This is a genomic window from Actinomycetes bacterium, from assembly GCA_035506535.1.
Lineage (GTDB): Bacteria > Actinomycetota > Actinomycetes > DATJPE01 > DATJPE01 > DATJPE01.
This window is the reverse complement of record DATJPE010000083.1, coordinates 45,230-65,294: the sequence shown is the minus strand read 5'-3', so window position 1 is coordinate 65,294 and position 20,065 is coordinate 45,230. Positions and strand designations below refer to the sequence as shown.

Here is a 20,065-nt window from a genome sequence, read left to right as displayed (position 1 = left end):
AGGCGGGAAAGCCAGCCCGACCCGACGTGCGCGAGTCGACGTCCCGCGACGCTCAGGCCGAGGGCACCGCCGGCGACACGCCCAAGACGAACGAGAGGCCCAAGATGAACGACAGGCCCAAGATGAACGACAGGCCCAAGATGAAGACGAAGGAGTACGAGAAGCAGATGCGGCGCCTGCAGGGCGAGTTGGTGGCCATGCAGGAGTGGGTCAAGTCCTCCGGTGCCAAGGTGTGCATCGTCTTCGAGGGCCTGGACTCGGCGGGCAAGGGCGGCACGATCCGACGGATCACCGAGCGCACGAGCCCTCGGGTGTTCAAGCACATCGCGCTGCCCACCCCGAACGAGCGCGAGAAGTCACAGATGTACATCCAGCGCTACATCGCGCACTTCCCCTCGGCCGGGGAGGTCGCCATCTTCGACCGCAGCTGGTACAACCGCGCGGGCGTCGAGCCCGTCATGGGCTACTGCACCCTGGAACAGAGCGAGAAGTTCCTGGAGCAGGTCCCTGCGGTCGAGAAGGCGATGGTCGACAACGGGATCATCCTGATCAAGTACTGGCTCAACGTCAGCGTCGACGAGCAGACCCGACGGCTCGAGAGCCGCATCGAAGACCCACGCAAGATCTGGAAGCTCTCCCCCACGGACCTGAAGTCCTACAGCCGTCACTTCGACTACTGCCGGGCGCGGGACGCCATGCTGGCTGCCACCGACACGCCGTGGGCGCCCTGGTTCATCGCGGACAACAACGACAAGAAGCGGGGACGGCTCAACATCATCACCCACCTGCTCAGCCAGATCCCGTACAAGCCACTGGCGCCGCTCGACGTCAAGATGCCGCGCAAGCCGAGCGCCCGGGGATACGTGGAGCCGAACCTGCCTCTGCACCTCATCCCGACTCCTTTCTAGGGCGCGTACGCAGCCCGCGAGACTCCCGAGACGAAGGACTGACTGGTCATGACCGAAGCGGCCCTGGTACCCAGCAAGGACGAGACGCCGGCCGGCGGCGGCGCCGCAACGGAGAACTGGTACGCGCTCACGCCAGACGAGGTGACCCAGAAGCTCGGTGTCGACCCGGCCACCGGTCTCTCCGCAGCCAAGGCCGCCGAGCGGCTGAAGGCGAACGGGCCGAACGCCCTGCCCGCCGAGAAGCCACCGCCGGGCTGGCAACGCTTCCTGGCGCAGTACCGGTCCTACATGCAGATCATCCTCGTCGCTGCCGCCGTCGCCTCGCTCCTCATCGGCCAGGTCGCCACCGGGATCGCCGTCCTGCTGATCACTGCGCTGAACGCCCTGGGCGGCTTGCGCCAGCAGGGCAAGGCGGAGAGTGCCATGAACGCTCTGCAGTCGATGCTCAAGACATCCGCCCGGGTGCGTCGGGATGGCACCGAAGTGAAGGTCGACGCCGACCAGGTGGTCGTGGGCGACGTGGTCCTGCTGGCGGCCGGTGACGACGTGTGCGCGGACGGGCGGCTGCTCGAGGCCACCTCGCTGCAGATCGACGAGTCCGCGCTGACCGGCGAGAGCGTTCCCGCGTCCAAGAGCGTCGACGTGATCACCGATCAGAACCCGGTGCTCGGGGACCAGTCCAACATGGCGTTCATGAACACCCCGGTGACGCACGGCAGCGGCCTGATGATCGTCACGGGGACCGGCGCCGACACCGCCGTGGGCAACATCTCCGGCATGCTGAAGTCGGCTCCCACCCTCAAGACCCCGCTGACCAAGCAGCTGGACACCCTGACGTTGTGGATCGCCGCGGCGGCCGGACTGACCATCGCGATCATGTTCGCCCTCGGGATCTCCCGCGGGGACTCGACCCAGAAGATCTTCACGACGGCGATCGCGCTCGCCCTGGCCGCGGTACCGATGGCGATGCCGACTGTGCTGCAGGTCATCCTGTCCAGCGGGTCCAGGGATCTCGCCGCCCACGGCGCGGTCGTGAAGAGCCTCGACTCGGTCGAGACCCTCGGCTCGACCTCGGCCATCAACTCGGACAAGACCGGCACGCTCACCTTGAACCAGGTCACCGTCGTGGAGGTGATCGACCCCACCGACCGCTACGCGATATCCGGCATGGGGTACGGCCTCGACGGCCATGTGGAGCACACCGCGGGAAACACCCACACCATCGAGGCGGCGATCCTGCCATTCCTCATCGCCAACGACGCCAAGCTCGTGAACGGCAAGGTGGTGGGAGACCCGACGGAGGGTGCGCTGCTGGTCCTCGGGCACAAGGCACAGCTGGACATCGAGGGCAACCAGGCTGCCTTCCCGAGACTGGCCACCCTTCCCTTCGACCCCACCTACAAGCTCATGGCCGCCTTCTGCGAGGCCAAGGACGACTCGGGGAAGCCGGTCGTCCGGGCGTTCGTCAAGGGAGCCGGACCGGCGGTGATCGCGAAGGCAGCGACGGCCTTGGCCAACGGACAGAGCGTGCCGTGGGGCGATCGGGAGAACGAGCGCGCCGACCAGGAGATGCAGCGTCTCGGGGGCAAGGGTCTGCGCGTCATGGCTGCAGCCACGAGGGACATCGACCCCAAGGACTTCGACCCCGACGGTGACCTGCTGTCGATGGTCAAGGACCTGCAGATGACCGCGATCGTCGGGATGATCGACCCTCCTCGCGCCGAGTCGGTGGACGCGGTCAAGGCGGCCCAGGAGGCCAACATCCGGGTGCGAATGGTCACCGGGGACGACGTCGTCACCGGGGCGGCCATCGCCAAGCAGGTCGGCATCCCCGGAGAAGCGATACTCGGCACCGATCTGGCCGCGATGTCCGAAGCCGAACGACTCGAGCGCATCGACAGCATCGGAGTGGTCGGACGGGTGGCCCCCGAGCACAAGGTGCTCATGGTCCAAACCCTGCGCAAGAAGGGCGAGGTCGTGGCCATGACCGGCGACGGGGTCAACGATGCCCCCGCGATCAAGGCCGCTGACATCGGCATCGCGATGGGCACGGGCACTCAGGTCGCCAAGAACGCCGGGCGCATGATCCTCACCGACGACAACTTCGCCACGATCGTGCGAGCCATCTCGGAGGGACGCAAGCTCTACGACAACATGCTGAAGTACATCCGGTTCATGTTGGTGGCGCTGGTGACCTACGTGGTGACGTTCCTGCTCGCGAGCCTGCTCAACATCGCTGGCGGACAGCCCTTCTCCGCCGTGCAGATCCTGTGGATCAACTTCCTCATCACCGCGCCGGTCGGCATCGCGCTGGGACTGGACAAAGAGACCCCGGGGCTCATGCAGCGCAAACCACGTCCGCGGGACGCCTCGATCATGAGTCCCGCCGTCATGACCACCGTGGGCCTGGCCGGCCTGTTCATGTCCGTCGCGATCGACGTGGTGATCGTCGCCGGAAAGCACCAGTACGACCTCGGGATCGCCAGCACCATGGGTCTCGTCGCGTTCTCCCTGATGCTCGTGATCGCGGCTTTCGAGTCCCGCGACGAAAAGGCCACGATCCTGCGCCTGGACACCTTCGACAACAGGACACTCAACATCACGGCCATCGTGGAGATCGTTCTGGCGATCCTGATCGCGCGTGGTGCCGCGCTGACGTCGCTGCTCGGCGCATCGGCGCTCACCAGCACGCAATGGTTGTTCGGTGCCCTTCCGGCCCTCGTGCTGTTCATCGGGTGGGAGCTCGGCAAGGCGCTGGCCCGCAGGCAGTCCGGCGAGGTCGAGGACACGGTGCCTGCATCGGTGCTTCCTGCCGAGGCATGACAAGGCGCGGGCGGTGTGGTGCACTCGGTGGAGGTGCTGCTGGACGAGCGGTCGGAGCGCTGGGTTCGGCGGCAGTGGGCCGTCCTGGCCGAGGCCGGCCTGCCCAGCGCGAGCCGGCACGGCTCAGCGAGCAACCGGCCGCACCTGACGCTGGCGGCCTACCAGCGCATCCCCGTCGACCTGCACCCGGCGCTCCGGTCGGTCGCGGAGGGCCTCCCCGTGACGGTCCGGCTGGAAGGGCTGCTCGTGTTCGGCAAGGACCGCTCGCGCATCCTGGTCCGCGCCGCCGTGCGGACCGCGGAGCTCGCCGCGCTGCAGGAGCGGGTACGCGCGATCTGCGGCGAGTGCCCCCTGCCCGCGGACAAGTTCGACGACGCCGACTGGATGCCGCACGTCACCCTCGCCCGTCGGATGTCGCCGGACCAGTTGGCCGGCGCCGTCGGGGTGCTGGACACCCGCACGATCGTGGCCCAAGGAGTCGGCCTGCGGCACTGGGACGGCGAGCGACATGAGGAGCACGTCCTGCGCGCTGTCGGCGGACAGCCCTAGCGTTGTGGTCCATGTCGCGGACGTGGACGGAGGCGGACTGCCTCGATGTCCGGAAGCGGCTTGTCAGCGCCCTGGAGGCCCTGCCCGAGACGGCGCATGAGGACAGCCACGGGCACACCGGCCTGCTGTGCCGAGGCAAGCGCTTCGCCTGGCTGACCGTGGACCACCACGGCGATGGCCGACTCGCCCTGTGGGTCAAGGCGCCACCGGGGGAGCAGGCCGCGCTGGTGGGTGGCGACCCGGTCCGCTACTTCGTCCCGCCATACGTTGGACCGAGCGGCTGGGTCGGCGTGCTGCTGGACCCGGGGTCCGACCCGGACTGGGACGAGGTGGCGGCGCTGGTCGAGCAGGGCTGGCGGATGTCGGCGACCAAGCGAGCGATCGCCGCGTACGACGCCGCGCGGTGACCGCTCAGTCGCCGAAGGAGCCGGGGTCGTCGGCCGGCTGTTCGCGGCCCTGCGGGCGGCTGACCCACACGACCCTGTCGCCCTCGCTGCGCTCACCCCACCGCATGATCCCCGTGTCGAGGTCCTCCTTGAGCTCGACGTCGAGGATGCCCGCGACCTCCTCCGACGACCAGGCCGGGTCGGCCGCGAAGACGTACCCGAACGTCGTCCCGGGCTCCTCGGCCCAGGTGAAGGTGACCAGCACGTCGTAGGTCTCCGGCTCCACGCGGACGTCGACCAGGGCGAACCGCGAGTCCAGCCAGGGCCGCTCGCTGCGGTCGCCGGTGCGGGCATCGACCTGCCAGGTGGTCGCCGTGAGGGCGCCTTGGACCGCGCCGGGCAGGCGCTCCAGCGTCTGGTCGGGAGTCTCCGGCTCGACCTCGGCACGAGCCGGGCGGCGGGTCGAGGGGTATCCCGAGAGGTCCAGTACGGCCAGGTCGACCTCGCCGACGACTCCGCGCTCGGGGTCGACGAGCGAGATCGGCGACTCCTGCCGACTGCGGACGAAGCCCTGCGCCCACAAGCGACCCTCCCCCGCGGCCAGCTGCAGGACCTGGCCCTCGACCACGTGATGACGCCCGGGCGCGCCGGCGGGCAGCAGCACCTCCTGGAGGAGGGTGACCGGGTCCGGCAGATCTTGCAGGCTGGACAGGTACGAGCGCGGCGAGGCGACGCCGACCCGACCGGGCGCCTGCCGACGGTCCTCGAGGGCGGGCTCGCGCAGGGCCGTGACCCAGACCGCGTCACCGAGCGGCACGGCAGCGCCCCCCGCGCCGGAGTACAGGACCTGGCGGCGTGACCCCGAGCCGTCCACCAGCCACAGGGTCGTCGTGTCGAGGTTGCCGACACCGGTGGCGATGACGCCCTGCTCCTCGGTCCTGGTGGCGAGCACCCCGCCCGCCCAGGGCAGCAGGTGCACCCGGCCGCCGTCGAAGGGCAGCCGTACGCGCGGCTGCAAGGTCGCCGTGTCCAGACCGAGCACGGTCTCGTCCGTGCGGTCGACGACCCACAAGGTGCCCGCGGACGCGCAGGCCTCGGTGAGATGCCCGCCGACGTCGACCCGGCGCTGGGTCCCACTGCCGAGGTGGACCTCGAGGACGTCGGGAGCCGGCCAGGCCGTGGCCCACAGCCGGTCCCCGTCCGTGGTCCACGCCCGGTTCCCCGACGGGACGGCCACCGACGTCGTGGCCGCCGACCAGGGGTCCACCGCCACCAGCAGCGCGTCGCGAGCCACCCACACGCGCTCCGCCGTGACCAGCAGCTGCGCGCCCGCCTCGGGATCTGCGCCGTCAGGAGGCGGGCCCAGCTCGGCGTGGACGCGGGCCACCAGGGTCCCCGGGTCGACGGCGACGAGGACGTCGACGTCGCTGGCGTAGAGCCAGAGCCGGCCGTGGCCCTCGCACGGGGAGGCGGCGAGGAAGGGCGCCCCGGGATCGACGTGCTCCTCGACGTCGTCCTCGCTTCGGTCGGCCACAGCGACATCCTGGCGGACGTCGCAGGCGTGCCGGGCGCGGTCCCCGCGAGGAGGGGTCAGTCGGCGTCGAGAGCGTCCATCCGGTAGAGGTCCTCGTCGCTGCCCACGACGACGTGCACCTCGGTGCCCTCGTTGCGCAGCGCGTCCGCGACGACCTGGGCGCACATCCCCGGCGGGTAGCCCTTGCGCGCCAGCATGCCGGCCAGGCGCCGGAAACGGGCCTCGCGCGGGGCACCCCGGGTGCTCGGCAGCTTCTTGGCCACCAGGCGGCGCGCCGTCTCCAGCTCGCGGACACCGTCGAGGTCGCCCAACGCCTCGCTGATCGTGGGCTCGTCCACGCCGCGCTGGCGCAGCTCGCGGGCGAGGGCGCCGCGGGCCAGGCCGCGCCCCTCGTGCCGCGAGCTCACCCAGCCACGGCTGAACGCGGCATCGTCGACCAGACCCAGCTCGCCGAAGCGGTCGAGCACGTCGAGTGCGGCCTGTTCGGGTACGCCCTTGCGGGCCAGCACGCCCGCCAGCTGACCGCGGGTCCGGGGGCCCGCGGTCAGCTGCTGCAGGACGATGGTGCGGGCCACCGCCTCCGGGTCGGCGGCAGCCTGCTGCTCGACGTCCGGACGCTCGGGCTCTTCCGGGCCGGGACGACCCCTCCGTCTGCGCACCACGACCGTCGTGTCCTGTCCGCCTCGGCTGCCTACTCGTCGATCGGGACCACCGGGGCCAGCGGCGCTTCGGCGGCGGGCGCGTCGACGGTGGGGCCGATCCCCAGCTTCTCCTTGATGCGCTTCTCGATCTCGTCGGCGAGGTCGGGGTTGTCGCGCAGGAACGCGCGGGCGTTCTCCTTGCCCTGGCCGAGCTGGTCGCCGTCGTAGGTGTACCAGGCGCCGCTCTTGCGCACGATGCCGTTGTCGACGCCCATGTCGATCAGGCTGCCCTCACGGGAGATGCCCTGGCCGTAGAGGATGTCGAACTCGGCCTGCTTGAACGGCGCGGCCAGCTTGTTCTTGACGACCTTGACCCGGGTCCGGTTGCCCACCGCGTCCTGGCCGTCCTTGAGCGTCTCGATCCGCCGGACGTCCAAACGCACCGACGCGTAGAACTTCAGGGCCTTGCCACCCGTGGTCGTCTCGGGGCTGTTGTGGACCATGACGCCGTCGACGAAGTAGTTGTGGTTGCCCTCCACCTCGATGTCGAACCGATGCATCGTGCGCAACCGGGGCTTGACGTGGATGTCGAGGATCTCCGCGGGCACGAGAGTGGCCTCCGGCTCGACGAACTCCGGCGTCACCAAGAACCGGCCGCGCAACCGAGGAAGCAGCTTGTAGTCCATCGACGGGTGGACATAGGGCGCGACAATCTCGTGCAGCTTCGTCGTCTCGTCCTTCGGGAAGACGAGCACGTTCTGCTGGCGCGGACCGCGTTGGATCAGCTTCGGATGGAGGTCGAAGGCTCCCGCGAGGTGATCCAACAGCCGTTGGCGTGAGTCCGGGGTGAGCGCGTCGATGCAGATCTCGACTCTCCCGCTGCCGTCGCGGGTGCGTTCCTGCAGCCCCTTGGCCCGCAGGGCGAACGTTCCGTCGTCCATGTACCAGATCGCCAGCGCGAACGGGGTCAGCGCCTTCAGGTAGTCCCAGGACAGGACCTTGCGACCGTCGAAATAGACCGCTCGCCGCAGCTCAGCCAGCTCGGGCAGGGGGGTCAGATCGACGAACGCGGCCCCGGCGGCGTTCTCGGACCGCGACTGCTGGATGTTGCCCAGCAACGACGCCTTCCAGTCCAGGTAGGCGTGCTGCTTGGGTCCGTGACTCATCCGGAAGCGTGTTCCGGAGCGGCCCCGGGTGTTGGGAGACAGCGCACCATCGCCCATGAGGCTGCCGAGGACCAGCTGCCACTGCAGGTCGCTCAGCTTCCGGTCCTCGGCGACCATGACCCGGTCCCCGGCCAGCAGCTCGCCGGCCTCCCGCCACCCCCCAGGCGTGCGGATCAAGTGGTTGGCGGTCGCCGAGAACTGGGCGCGCCGCCCGTTGCGCCCGGACTTGGCCACCGTGAACTGCAGGAACTCCTCGACCGGGCCGTTGTCGAACCAGTTCACGATGCGCCGCGGCACGACCCGGTTCGTCTCCGGGTCATAGGAGAGCACCTCGACGTCCATCTTCTGGTTGACGATCTTGCCGATCTTCTCCTGGGTGCCGTCGGCGAGGGTGACCCGCGTCGTGTAGGAGAAGCAGCCGAAGAACACTCCGACCTTCTCCCGCAGCTGGTTGATGAAGATCGCCGTGGTGTTCGACTGGCTCAGGGCACCGGTGATCTTGCGCATGGCCTGGGACATCAGTCGGGCCTGCAGTCCGACGTGGCTGTCGCCCATCTCGCCCTCGATCTCCGCGCGCGGGACCAGGGCCGCGACGGAGTCGATGACGATGACGTCGATCGCGCCGGAGCGGATGAGCATGTCCATGATCTCCAGCGCCTGCTCGCCGGTGTCCGGCTGGGAGACGAGCAGCGCGTCGGTGTCGACACCCAGCTTGCGGGCGTAGTCCGGGTCGAGAGCGTGCTCGGCGTCGATGAACGCGGCGATGCCGCCGGCTCGCTGGGCGCTGGCGACCGCGTGCAGCGCCAAGCTAGTCTTCCCGCTGCTCTCGGGTCCGTAGATCTCCACGATCCGGCCGCGCGGCAGGCCGCCGATGCCGAGGGCCACGTCGAGGGCGATCGAGCCGGTCGGGATCACGTCGATGGGTGCTCGCGCCTCGTCGCCGAGGCGCATGACCGCGCCCTTGCCGTGGGCGCGTTCGATCTGCGCGAGCGCCAGGTCGAGGGCCTTCTCGCGATCGGCGGGTGCTGGCATGGCTGGCGCTCCTGAGGGTCGAGCGGGTGGTCCGGTCGGGGCCGGGGTCGACGAGGACGCTAGGAGGCGCCACCGACAGTCCGGCTGGCGCGACCCGGGTCTGTGCACAAGGCCCGGGACCGGGTCGCCTGTGCATCGTAGGTCGAACGGCTGTTCGACCCTAGCGACACGCCGGGAGGAGCCCGAGCGCCTTCTTGGCGACCAGGACCCGCAGCACCGACGCCTTGACCTGGGCCCGGAAGGCGGGCGAGGCCGCGGCGCGAGCGCGTACGCCCGCCAGCATCGGAGCGAGCAGCGTCGAGTCGACCGCGAGGGCCACGTCCCCTCCCGCCGCGATCACGTCCGCGGCCCGGTGGCCGGCCGGGACGACCGCCGCGGAAGCGGCGCTGAGGGAGTCCGAGACCACCACGCCGGTGAACCCCAGCTGCCCGCGCAGCAGCCCGGTGACGACCGTGCTGGAGTAGGCAGCGCGGTGCCCGGGGTCGATCCGGTCGTAGATCGCGAGCGACACCATCACCCAGCCCGCGCCGGACGCCACCGCCTGCCGGAACGGGACCAGGGTCGACGACCGGGTCGAGGTGACCCTGTCGTGCACGCTGCGCGTGGTGTCGGTGTTCGCGGGCACCCGGCCCAGTCCCGGGAAGTGCTTCCAGGTGGTGCCCACGCCCGCCGCCGTCATCCCCGCCGCGAACGCCGACGACTTCACCGTCACCCTCGCGGAGGTGAAGCCGTAGGCGCGGTCCAGGTCGGCGATCGGCGGGTTCGGCCGACCGGCCACGGGTACGTCGGCCACGGGGGCGAGGTCCAGGTTCACCCCGGCACGTGCCAGGGCCTTGCCCCAGACGGTGGCGGCCGACCGCAGGGTCGTCGTCGCCATCCGTCCCTGCACGAGCGCGGACGGGATCGTGTGGAAGCCGGATCCCTGCAGGACCTGGACCTTGCCGCCCTCCTGGTCGGTGGAGACGACCAGGCCCACGCCGCCGGTCGCCGCCGTCGTCGCGAGATGCTGGAAGCTCGTGGTCAGCCGACCGATGCTCGCCACGCTGGCGTGGCTGCGCCCGGACAGGATGAGCGAGCCCACGTGGTCGGTGCCCACCAGGGTCGCGGCGATCTGGCGGGCCAGGGTCGGCTTGGCCACCGGCACCCCGATCATGAACAGCTGGCCGAGCCGCTGGTCGGGGGTCATCGCGTTGTACGTGTGAGCCACACAGACCGGAGTGGCTGACGACAAGGCGGCCGCGCTCACGCCGGGCACGGTGTCAGAGGGCCGTACGCCCTGCCGCGCGAAGCCGTCGAGGGCGTCGCCGGCGTACGCCGTCACGGGCACGGACCCGACGGCGACCAGCGCGACGGCCGCGACGAGGGCGGCGACGGGTCTCATCGCTCGCGCGCCGGCAGCTCGAGGTGCGCGGCGACCGCGCGCCATACGTCCTTGGTGGCGACCCCGCCCGCCAGCGCCTGGTCGACGGTCCGGTTGTCGAGCTCGGCCAGGACGATGTCGTGCGCCCAGGTCCGCGCGTACGCCGGACCGAGGTGGTGCTCCATGCGCACCCAGAAGTCGCTCAGCCGCACGGGTTCGACGCTACCCGCCGCCGCGGCGTACCCGGCCTCCACAACCATGACTCGGAGACGCGCAACCCCCGTCACCGGTTGCGCGTCCTGGGTTCGGACAACCGGACGACACGACGGTGAAGCCATGACCGACACCGCAATACGAGCCACCAGCGGGAGACTCGAGGACGTGGACGCGGCCGACCGCGAGGCCTTCGATGCCTTCGCGCGCGCCCGCACGCCCGCACTCCTGCGGTTCGCCTACGTGCTCACGGGTGATCGCGACAAGGCCGCCGACCTCGTGCAGGACGCGCTGGAACGCACGGTCGCGGCGTGGCCGAGGGTCGTGCGCAAGGACGATCCCGAGGGGTACGTGCGCCGCGCCATCGTGCACCGCAACGTCAGCGTCTGGCGCCGGATGCGTCGTGAGCACGTCACCGACCAGGTGCCGGACACGGCCTACGTCCCGTCCGACCCGCACGACGCGGCCCTGTGGTCGACCCTCGGCGAGCTCCCGCCGCGGATGCGCGCGGTGCTGGTGCTGCGCTTCTACGAGGACCTCGGCGAGGCGCAGACGGCCGAGGTGCTGGGGTGCTCGGTCGGGACGGTGAAGAGCACGACGTCACGGGCGCTGGTACGGCTACGCGAAAAGCTCGCCGCCCAGCAGCAGGAGGGGACGTGGTCGACATGAACGACGAGGAGCTGGAGCGCGACCTGCGCCGGGTCCTGGCCGACCGGGGCAACCGCCCCCCGGACCGCTCGGTGCCGCTCGAGCGCGTCTACGCGGGGGCGGACCGTCGCCGGCGCCGCAAGCAGGCGCTCGCCGCGACGCTGTCCGTGCTCGCGGTCGTGGGACTCGGTCTGGGCATCACCCATCCGTGGGCGAGCGGCGGGCCACAGGCCGTACCCGGCTCCTCGGGCGCGCAGACCACCGCCGCGGCCTCCAGCATCCAGGCGTCGCTCTACCACTCCCCCGCCAGCTCGCCCGCCTCGTCCTCGGTCGCGACCACGGGCGGCACGTCTCTGGCCGACCTCACCGACACCGCCTCGGTGTCGGCCATCGACGACCGGCACTGGTGGGTCGCGGCGAACCGGTCGTGCACCGGCTGTGGCGGCGCGCTGGTGACGACGAGCGACGGCGGGGCGACCTTCGCTCCCGCGTCGAACGTCACCCTCCCGAATCGCCTTGCGGGCGTTCGCTTCGTCGACAGCACGCACGGCACCGTCATGACGCAGGACGGCACCCTGGCGACCACTGCTGACGGGGGACAGACCCTGCGCGACATCGGTCCTGTCAAGGGCTACTTCGCGCTCGAGGCGGGCGGATCGACGACGACGTACGCCCTCCAGCAGGCCACCGACTCCTCGATCCACCTGTGGCGCCAGGCGGGTTCGGGGTCGTGGCGAGACGTCGCCACGATCCCCGGAACGGCGACGTCGGGTGCGGCGAACATACAGCTCGCCGTCCAGGGCGACCGGGCCGTCGTGGTGTGGCGCAACGCGAACGCGGTGGTGTCGGCGAGCTACGACAGCGACGGCAAGACCACCGGCACGCACCCCGTGACCGGGTGCGACGTCACGCTCGGGCTCTCGTCGCTGTCTGGTGGGCGTGGCGGCGTGTGGCTGTCGTGCCCGACCGGGACCGCCGACGCCGTCCTGCGCTCGACCGACCTCGGCACGACATGGCAGTCGGTGCCGGTCCAGGGTCCGGCCGGGCGGCACACGGTAGGCGCGATCGACGCGACGCACGCGGTGATCAGTACGTCGGACACCGCGCTGGCCGTCGTCGACGCGAACGGCACCCTGGAGCGTGAGGTGCACGTGAACGGGGTGAGCGGCGGGTGGCGCTACCTCGGGTTCACCAACGCGACCCACGGCTTCGCCATCACGGGCAAGGGCCAGCTGCTGCGGAGCACGGACGGTGGGCACTCGTGGATCGCGGTGACGTTCTCCCGATGAGGCGTCCTCGACGCGTCACTCCGCCCGCCCGCGGCAGGGCGTACGACGATGCGATGTATCAGCGCCGCACTCGCGCGATCTTTGACAGGTGCACTTCGACACGCCGTACCGGCCCTGGATCACTCACGATCGCTGGGACCGAGGCGGGGACACGAGCAGGAGGACGTGTGATGCGTAGACGGACCATGGCGACGGCAGGGGCAGCGGCGCTGGGGCTGGCGGTCCTGCCGGCCGTCAGCGCGCACGCGGGACTCGACCCGGTCCCTGCCGGCTTTCGCGCCCAGCAGGTGAGCGCGATCTCGGCGAGCCAGTGGTGGGTGCTGGGCAGCGTCCCGTGCGGCGCCCACCGCTGCAACGCGATCGCGCACACCACCAACGGCGGGGTCAGCTTCAGCCTGGAGAAGACCTCGGCGCACGTGGGTGGCACCCCGCGAAGGGCCACCACGCTTCGGATGGCCGCCGACGGCGTGCACGGCTGGATCCTGGCGCCCGGCCGAGCCGTCGGCTACCAGCTGTGGCGCACGTCGAACGCGGGATGGACGTGGCGGCGGGTACCGCTCGCGCAGCGGCTGTCCGTCATGGACGTCGGCGGCGGGCGCGTCTGGGTCGCCGGCCGCGCGAGCGGGCGGGTCCGTGCGTGGTCGGCATCGGCCACGGCCACTTCGGCGGGTGCCTTCGCGCGCCGCCTCGACGTACCGACCGTCACGGTCGAGGGCTCACCGGCGCTCGTCGCGCTCAGCGCCGGGCGCGCGGAGGTGCTGTCGTTCCGGCCGTCGGACCTGCACGTCCGGGCGTACGTCGTCAGCGCCGCCGGCTTCACGGCGAGCAACGGCCCGTCCTGGTGCGACGCCTCGCTCGGCTTCGGCCAGGTGTCCTCCTCGCACGGCACGACGTGGGTCGACTGCCCGACCGGGACGGCCGACGCCTACGGCTACTCCCCCGGCGGCGGCGTGGGCTGGCACGCCGGGCCGGCGGTCGCGGCCTCGGCGTCACGGATCGCGGTCGGCGGGATCGACGCGACGCACGCGGCGGTCTCGGCGCAGGGTTCCGGGAAACTGCGCCGGGTCTCGACGAGCGGTCACGTCGCCGTGGCGCACGTACCGTCGCTGCCGGCCGGCACGACGTTCGGGTTCATCGGGTACACCAGCCCGAGCGTCGGCTTCGCCGTCACGGACTCCGGCAAGCTCCTCGTCTCCAAGGACGGCGGCCTCCACTACGCCCTCGTCACCGTCTGACCACCCCCATCCCTTTCGAATGAACGCGGCGTTCCTCCAATAGGTCCGACTGAACGCCGCGTTCATTCGGGAAGACGGGGACCCCGATGGGGTGGGTGAGCGAGCGGGGTGGGTGAGCGAGCGGGGCGGGTGAGCGTGGAGGGGTAGGTGAGCGGGGCGGGGTGTCGGAGGGGGGAGGCAGGATGGGGGCACCATGGCCTCCTCGCCCCCCAGTACGCCCGCCGGCCCGCCGCCCCCGCCCGCTGAGGGTCCCGCAGCGCGCCGTGAACCGCTGGGCGGGTTCTCGGCCGCCACCAGGGCGTGGTTCAACGGGGCCTTCGAGGGGCCGACGCCGGCCCAGGCCGGGGCGTGGGCCGCGATCGACGCGGGACGCGACGCGCTCGTCGTGGCCCCCACCGGCTCCGGCAAGACCCTGGCGGCCTTCCTGTGGTCCCTCGACCGGCTGGCCGCCGAACCGGCACCCGCCGAGCCCCAGCGGCGTTGCCGGGTGCTGTACGTCTCCCCGCTCAAGGCCCTCGCCGTCGACGTCGAGCGCAACCTGCGCAGCCCGCTCACGGGCATCCGCCAGGCGGCGCACCGGCTCGGCCTGCCGGAGCCCGACATCAGCGTCGCGATCCGTACCGGGGACACCCCCGCCGAGGAGCGTCGGCGCTTCGCGAGCAAGCCCCCCGACATCCTCATCACCACGCCCGAGTCGCTGTTCCTGATCCTCACGTCGGCCTCGCGCGAGTCGCTGCGGGGGGTGGAGACCGTCATCGTCGACGAGGTGCACGCCCTGGCGGGGACCAAGCGGGGCGCGCACCTGGCGATCAGCCTCGAGCGTCTCGACGCCCTGCTCGAGCGGCCGGCCCGACGGATCGGGCTGTCCGCGACGGTACGACCGGTGGAGGAGGTCGCCCGCTGGCTGTCGGCGACCCGGCCGGTCGAGGTCGTGCAGCCGCCGTCGGCCAAGACGATCGAGCTCGAGGTCGTGGTCCCCGTCCCCGACCTGGCCGAGCTCGGTACGCCCACCGGCGAGGTCCACGGATCGGCGGCGGGCGAGGAGCAGCGCGCCAGCATCTGGCCGCACGTCGAGGAGCGGGTGCTCGACCTCGTCGAGGCGCACCGCTCCACGATCGTGTTCGCCAACTCCCGCCGCCTCGCCGAGCGGCTGTGCGCGCGCCTCAACGAGCTGCACGCGCAGCGGCTCGGTGACGAGCGAGGCACGAGCGAGGAGCCGAGCGCGACCAGGAGCCCGCAGCGGCTCGGTGACCAGCGAGGCACGAGCGAGGAGCCGAGCGCGACCAGCGGAACCGGGCGCGGAGGAGGCCGGCCAGGGCGCGGCGGCGGCCCCCCGGCGCAGGTGATGGCCCAGTCCGGCCAGACGTACGGCGCCTCTCTCGAGGTCGCCCGGGCGCACCACGGCAGCGTGAGCAAGGAGCAGCGTCGCCTGGTCGAGGAGGACCTGAAGGCCGGCCGGCTGCCGGCGGTCGTCGCGACGAGCAGCCTGGAGCTCGGCATCGACATGGGCGCGGTCGACCTCGTCGTGCAGGTGGAGTCCCCGCCCAGCGTGGCCAGCGGTCTGCAGCGCATCGGTCGTGCAGGCCACCAGGTCGGCGCGGTCAGCAAGGGCGTCATCTTCCCGAAGTACCGCGGCGACCTCGTCCAGACCGCCGTCGTCGCCGAGAGCATGCGGGCCGGGAGCATCGAGGCGCTGTCGGTCCCGCGCAACCCCCTCGACGTTCTCGCCCAGCAGGTCGTGGCGATGGTCGCGATGGACGCCTGGCAGGCGGACGAGCTGCTGACGCTGATACGTCGCGCCGCGCCCTACGCCACCGTGCCGCAGAGCGCGTACGACGCCGTGCTCGACATGCTCGCCGGGCGTTACCCGAGCGACGCCTTCGCCGAGCTGCGCCCGCGCATCGTCTGGGACCGGGTCAGCGGGACGCTGACCGCCCGCCCGGGTGCCCAGCGGCTGGCCGTGACCAGCGGCGGCACGATCCCCGACCGCGGCCTGTTCGGGGTGTTCCTGGTCGGCGAACGGGCGTCCCGGGTCGGAGAGCTCGACGAGGAGATGGTCTACGAGTCGCGCGTGGGCGACGTGTTCACCCTCGGCTCGACGTCGTGGCGCATCGAGGACATCACCCACGACCGGGTGCTCGTGTCGCCCGCGCCGGGGCAGCCGGGGCGCCTTCCCTTCTGGAAGGGCGACAGCCCCGGGCGACCTGCCGAGCTCGGGCGCGCGGTCGGGGCGTTCGTTCGGACCACGGCGGCCCTCGACGACGAGCACGCGAGGGCCCGCGCACGAGCGGCCGGGCTGGACGAGTGGGCGGCGGACAACCTCACGAGCTACCTGCGCGAGCAGCAGCAGGCCACCGGACACCTGCCCGACGACCGCACGATCGTGGTCGAGCGCTTCCGCGACGAGCTGGGCGACTGGCGCGTCGTCGTCCACTCGCCCTTCGGCGCTCCCGTGCACGCGCCGTGGTCCCTGGCGCTGGCCGCCCGGTTCCGCGAGCGCTTCGGGGTCGACGTCCAGGCGATGCACGCCGACGACGGGATCGTCCTACGCCTCCCCGAGAGCGACCTGCTCGAGGCCTCCGACGTCGCCTCGCTGGTCGCGCTCGACCCCGCCGACGTGGAGCCGACCGTCACTGCCGAGGTCGGCGGGTCCGCGCTCTTCGCGGCCCGGTTCCGGGAGTGCGCGGCGCGGGCGCTGCTGCTCCCCCGTCGTCGGCCGGACCGCCGGACACCGCTGTGGCAGCAGCGGCAGCGCGCCGCTCAGCTCCTCTCGGTGGCCAGCGAGTACGGCTCGTTCCCGATCGTGCTGGAGACGATGCGCGAGTGCCTGCAGGACGTCTTCGACGTACCGGGGCTGACAGCGCTCATGCGCGACCTGGACGCGCGGACGGTACGCCTCGTCGAGGTCGAGACCGCCCAGCCCAGCCCCTTCGCCCGCTCGCTGCTGTTCGGCTACGTCGCACAGTTCCTCTACGAGGGCGACTCCCCGCTCGCGGAGCGCCGGGCCGCCGCGCTCGCGCTCGACACCGGGCTGCTCGCCGAGCTGCTGGGGCAGGCCGAGCTGCGCGAGTTGCTCGACGAGACCGCGCTCGCCGAGGTCGAGGCCGACCTGCAGCGCCGATCGGAGGGACGCCGCGCGCGCGACGCCGAGGACGCGGCAGACCTGCTGCGCCTGCTTGGGCCGCTGTCGACCACCGAGGCGAGAGCCCGGGGGGTGGAGCCAGCGTGGCTGGTCGAGCTCGAGGGCGCGCGCAGGGTGATCCGGGTACGTCTGGCCGGTGAGGAGCGCTGGGCCGCCGTCGAGGACGCCGGCCGACTGCGCGACGCCCTGGGGGTCGCCCTACCGGTCGGGGTTCCCGAGGCCTTCCTGGAGCCGGTCGCCGACCCGGTCGGCGACCTGGTGGCCCGCTACGCGCGCACCCACGGGCCCTTCACCACCGGTGAGCTGGCCGCCGCTCTGGGCCTGGGACCCGCCGTCGTCCACGCCGCCCTGCAGCGCCTGCTCGGCGCCGGACGGGTGGTCGAGGGGGAGCTGCGGCCCGGCGGCGTCGGCACCGAGTGGTGCGACGCGCAGGTGCTGCGGCTGCTGCGGCGACGGTCGATGGCGGCGCTGCGGCACGAGGCGGAGCCCGTACCGCCGGTGGCCCTCGCCCGGTTCCTGCCCGCCTGGCAGCAGGTGACCAGCCCGCTGCGCGGGGCGGAGGGGCTTCTGCGCGTCGTCGAGCAGCTGCAGGGCGCGCCGGTGCCGGCCTCCGCGCTCGAGCGGCTCGTCCTGCCCGCCCGGGTCCGCGACTACGCACCCGCCCTGCTCGACGAGCTGACGGCGTCCGGCGAGGTGCTCTGGTGCGGGCACGGCCCGCTGCCCGGGGACGACGGCTGGCTGTCCCTGCACCTCGCCGAGAGCGCGCCGCTGACCCTGCCGCTGCTCGACGCCGGGGCCACGACGACCCCGTTGCACGCCGCGGTCGTGGCCGCGCTCGCCGACGGGGCCGCGCTGTTCTTCCGTACTCTCTCCGACCGCGTCGGCTCCCTCGACGACACCGAGCTGCTCGCCGTGCTGTGGGACCTGGTGTGGTCGGGCCAGATCACCAACGACACCCTCGGGCCGGTCCGCGCCCTCGTCTCCGGCGGCCGCGGCACGCACCGCGCGCGGCCGAGCCCGCCCCGGTCGCGCTACGGACACGTGCGCCGCCCCGCGATGCCGGCCCGCAGCGGGCCACCCAGCGCCTCCGGACGCTGGTCTCTGCTCCCCGACCGCGACGCCGACCCGACCCGTCGCGGCCACGCCCTCGCCGAGACCCTGCTCGACCGGCACGGCGTCGTCACCCGCGGGGCCGTCGCCGCCGAGCGGGCCCCGGGCGGGTTCGCCGCCGTCTATCGAGTGCTGGCCGCCTTCGAGGAGGCCGGCCGGGCTCGGCGCGGCTATGCGGTCGAGGGCCTCGGCGCCGCGCAGTTCTTCGTGCCTGGGGCCGTCGATCGGCTGCGCACGTACGCGCCCGCTCCCAGCCAACGTCGTGAGCCTGTCGGCGCCCTCGTCCTGGCGGCCACCGACCCCGCCAACGCCTACGGCGCGGCCCTGCCGTGGCCCGAGCGTCCCGAGGAGGTGGCCTCCGGGCACAAGCCTGGGCGCAAGGCGGGCGCGCTGGTGGTGCTCCACGACGGGGAGCTCGTCCTCTACGTCGAGCGCGGCGGGCGGTCCCTGCTCACGTGGTCGGAGGACCCCGGCGTCCTTCAGCCGGCCGTCGACGCCCTGGCCCTCGCGGTGCGCGAGGGCCAGCTCGGCCGTCTCGCGGTGGAGCGCGCCGACGGCAGCACTGTGCTGGGGGGCGATACCGCCCTGGCCCAGGCGCTCGAGCGGGCCGGGTTCCACGCGACGCCGCGCGGGCTCAGACTTCGGGCATGACCCACGTGCGTGCCGCGACCGTGTCCGACGCCGCCGCGGTGGCTCGGATCCGGATCAGCAGCTGGCGCGGCGCCTACCGAGGGCTGCTCGCGGACTCGGTCCTCGACGCCATGGACGAGGCCGCCGACACCGAGCGGTGGCTGGCGCGCCTCGCCGAGCACGGCGACACGCACACCCTGGTCAGTGCCGCGGACGGCTCGCTCACCGGCTTCTGCGCGTACGGTCCGGACCGCGACGACGACGGGGAGTCGCGGGCGGAGATCTACGCGGTGTACGTCCTGCCGCACCGCTGGGGCCTCGGCGACGGGAGCGCCCTGCTGGCGGTCGCCGCCGCCGACCTCGAGGCGCGCGGCGTCACCGAGGTCCGGCTCTGGGCACTGGTCGGCAACGACCGCGCCGACACCTTCTATCGCCGCCGTGGGTTCGCGCCCGACGGCGCGGAGCGGGTCCTCGACGGGCTGCCCACGGTCCACGGCGAGGACGCCCTCGAGGTGCGCTACCGCTGCCCGGTGGGCCGTGCCCGAAGGTGACACCGTCTGGCTGGCCGCTCGTCGGCTCGACGATGCGCTCGCCGGCCGGACCCTGGTGCGCAGCGACTTCCGCGTCCCGGCCCTGGCCACGGTCGACGTCAGCGAACGAAGCGTGCTCGAGGTCGTCTCGCGCGGCAAGCACCTGCTGCTTCGGCTGGCCGCCCACGGCACACAGCCGCCGCTGACCCTGCACACGCACTTTCGGATGGACGGTGCCTGGCACCTGTACAAGCCCGGCGAGCGCTGGCGGGGAGGTCCGGACCACCAGGTCCGGGTGGTCCTCGAGGTGCCCGGCCGAGTCGCGGTCGGCTACCGCCTGCCGGTCGTCGAGCTGCTGCCCACCGCGCAGGAGGCCCGCGTCGTCGGCCATCTCGGCCCGGACCTGCTGGCGAACGATTGGGACGACGCCCACCTGCGGGAGGCGGTCCGCCGGCTCGCCGCCGACCCCGACCGCGAGATCGGCGTGGCGCTGCTCGACCAGGCGGCCATCGCCGGCCTGGGCAACCTCTATCGCCTCGAGGTCCTCTTCCTGCGCGGCCTCGACCCCTGGTGCCTGGTGGGCGATGTCGCGGACCTGGCGGGCCTGGTCGGACTCGCCCGCCGGCTGCTGCTCGCCAACCGGGACACGGTCCGTCAGGTGAGCACCGGCGACGCGCGACGCGGCCAGGGCACGTACGTCCACGGCCGCGCCGGCCGCCCCTGCCGGCGCTGCGGCACCAGGATCGCGCGCGGCGAGCAGGGCAGTCCGCCGCGCGTCACGACCTGGTGCCCCCGGTGCCAGCCCGCCGTCGCCCCGCGTCCCCGGTCGCCATGAACGCGGCGTGGTTGCACACCTAGTGCAAGCACGC

General features: G+C 72.4%; 15 protein-coding genes. 10 read left to right on the top strand and 5 right to left on the bottom strand.

The genetic code is table 11. The annotated features are described in order from the left end of the window. Positions 1 to 104 precede the first annotated feature (104 nt). From ppk2 to VMI11_13865, 4 genes are read left to right on the top strand one after another with little or no spacing between them, the layout of a single operon-like run. Positions 105 to 908: a polyphosphate kinase 2 gene (gene ppk2 / locus VMI11_13880; GenBank protein HTY73494.1), complete on the top strand. Its 804-nt coding sequence runs from the start codon at positions 105 to 107 to the stop codon at positions 906 to 908. A gap of 48 nt (positions 909 to 956) precedes the next feature. Continuing rightward, positions 957 to 3,731 (top strand): cation-transporting P-type ATPase, encoded by a 2,775-nt coding sequence (locus VMI11_13875; protein ID HTY73493.1) that lies wholly within the window; start codon positions 957 to 959, stop codon positions 3,729 to 3,731. Between the two features lie 15 nt (positions 3,732 to 3,746). Beyond that, positions 3,747 to 4,280 (top strand): 2'-5' RNA ligase family protein, encoded by a 534-nt coding sequence (locus tag VMI11_13870; GenBank protein HTY73492.1) that lies wholly within the window; start codon positions 3,747 to 3,749, stop codon positions 4,278 to 4,280. An 11-nt stretch (positions 4,281 to 4,291) separates the two neighbouring features. Further along, the gene (locus tag VMI11_13865) at positions 4,292 to 4,687 is read left to right on the top strand and encodes an MmcQ/YjbR family DNA-binding protein (GenBank protein ID HTY73491.1); all 396 of its coding nucleotides are present in this window, start codon (positions 4,292 to 4,294) and stop codon (positions 4,685 to 4,687) included. 4 nt (positions 4,688 to 4,691) lie between these two features. Here the strand turns inward: VMI11_13865 and VMI11_13860 are convergent, their stop codons facing one another. The 5 genes from VMI11_13860 to VMI11_13840 all read right to left on the bottom strand — a co-directional run bounded on the left by VMI11_13860 (position 4,692) and on the right by VMI11_13840 (position 10,611). After that, positions 4,692 to 6,200: a hypothetical protein gene (locus VMI11_13860; protein HTY73490.1), complete on the bottom strand. Its 1,509-nt coding sequence runs from the start codon at positions 6,198 to 6,200 to the stop codon at positions 4,692 to 4,694. 56 nt (positions 6,201 to 6,256) lie between these two features. Next, complete coding sequence (locus VMI11_13855; GenBank protein HTY73489.1) at positions 6,257 to 6,862, bottom strand: regulatory protein RecX; 606 nt, start codon at positions 6,860 to 6,862, stop codon at positions 6,257 to 6,259. A 29-nt stretch (positions 6,863 to 6,891) separates the two neighbouring features. After that, positions 6,892 to 9,039: an intein-containing recombinase RecA gene (recA, locus tag VMI11_13850; GenBank protein ID HTY73488.1), complete on the bottom strand. Its 2,148-nt coding sequence runs from the start codon at positions 9,037 to 9,039 to the stop codon at positions 6,892 to 6,894. Between the two features lie 160 nt (positions 9,040 to 9,199). Further along, positions 9,200 to 10,420: a glycoside hydrolase family 3 N-terminal domain-containing protein gene (locus VMI11_13845; protein ID HTY73487.1), complete on the bottom strand. Its 1,221-nt coding sequence runs from the start codon at positions 10,418 to 10,420 to the stop codon at positions 9,200 to 9,202. After that, the gene (locus VMI11_13840; GenBank protein HTY73486.1) at positions 10,417 to 10,611 is read right to left on the bottom strand and encodes a DUF3046 domain-containing protein; all 195 of its coding nucleotides are present in this window, start codon (positions 10,609 to 10,611) and stop codon (positions 10,417 to 10,419) included. The genes VMI11_13845 and VMI11_13840 overlap by 4 nt, the downstream gene beginning before the upstream one ends. A 124-nt stretch (positions 10,612 to 10,735) precedes the next feature. Between VMI11_13840 and VMI11_13835 the strand changes: the two genes are divergently transcribed. From VMI11_13835 to VMI11_13810, 6 genes are all read left to right on the top strand, one after another. After that, on the top strand, positions 10,736 to 11,281 hold the full coding sequence (locus VMI11_13835; GenBank protein ID HTY73485.1) for a SigE family RNA polymerase sigma factor: 546 nt from the start codon (positions 10,736 to 10,738) through the stop codon (positions 11,279 to 11,281). Continuing rightward, complete coding sequence (locus tag VMI11_13830; GenBank protein ID HTY73484.1) at positions 11,269 to 12,549, top strand: hypothetical protein; 1,281 nt, start codon at positions 11,269 to 11,271, stop codon at positions 12,547 to 12,549. Before VMI11_13835 ends, VMI11_13830 begins: the two co-directional genes overlap by 13 nt. A 170-nt stretch (positions 12,550 to 12,719) precedes the next feature. Then, the gene (locus tag VMI11_13825) at positions 12,720 to 13,784 is read left to right on the top strand and encodes a hypothetical protein (GenBank protein HTY73483.1); all 1,065 of its coding nucleotides are present in this window, start codon (positions 12,720 to 12,722) and stop codon (positions 13,782 to 13,784) included. Positions 13,785 to 13,977: 193 nt separating this feature from the next. Next, the gene (locus VMI11_13820) at positions 13,978 to 18,687 is read left to right on the top strand and encodes a DEAD/DEAH box helicase (protein HTY73482.1); all 4,710 of its coding nucleotides are present in this window, start codon (positions 13,978 to 13,980) and stop codon (positions 18,685 to 18,687) included. Beyond that, positions 18,684 to 19,217 (top strand): GNAT family N-acetyltransferase, encoded by a 534-nt coding sequence (locus VMI11_13815; protein ID HTY73481.1) that lies wholly within the window; start codon positions 18,684 to 18,686, stop codon positions 19,215 to 19,217. Before VMI11_13820 ends, VMI11_13815 begins: the two co-directional genes overlap by 4 nt. Continuing rightward, positions 19,204 to 20,031, top strand: a complete 828-nt coding sequence (locus VMI11_13810) for a DNA-formamidopyrimidine glycosylase family protein (protein HTY73480.1) — start codon at positions 19,204 to 19,206, stop codon at positions 20,029 to 20,031. The genes VMI11_13815 and VMI11_13810 overlap by 14 nt, the downstream gene beginning before the upstream one ends. Positions 20,032 to 20,065 lie beyond the last annotated feature (34 nt).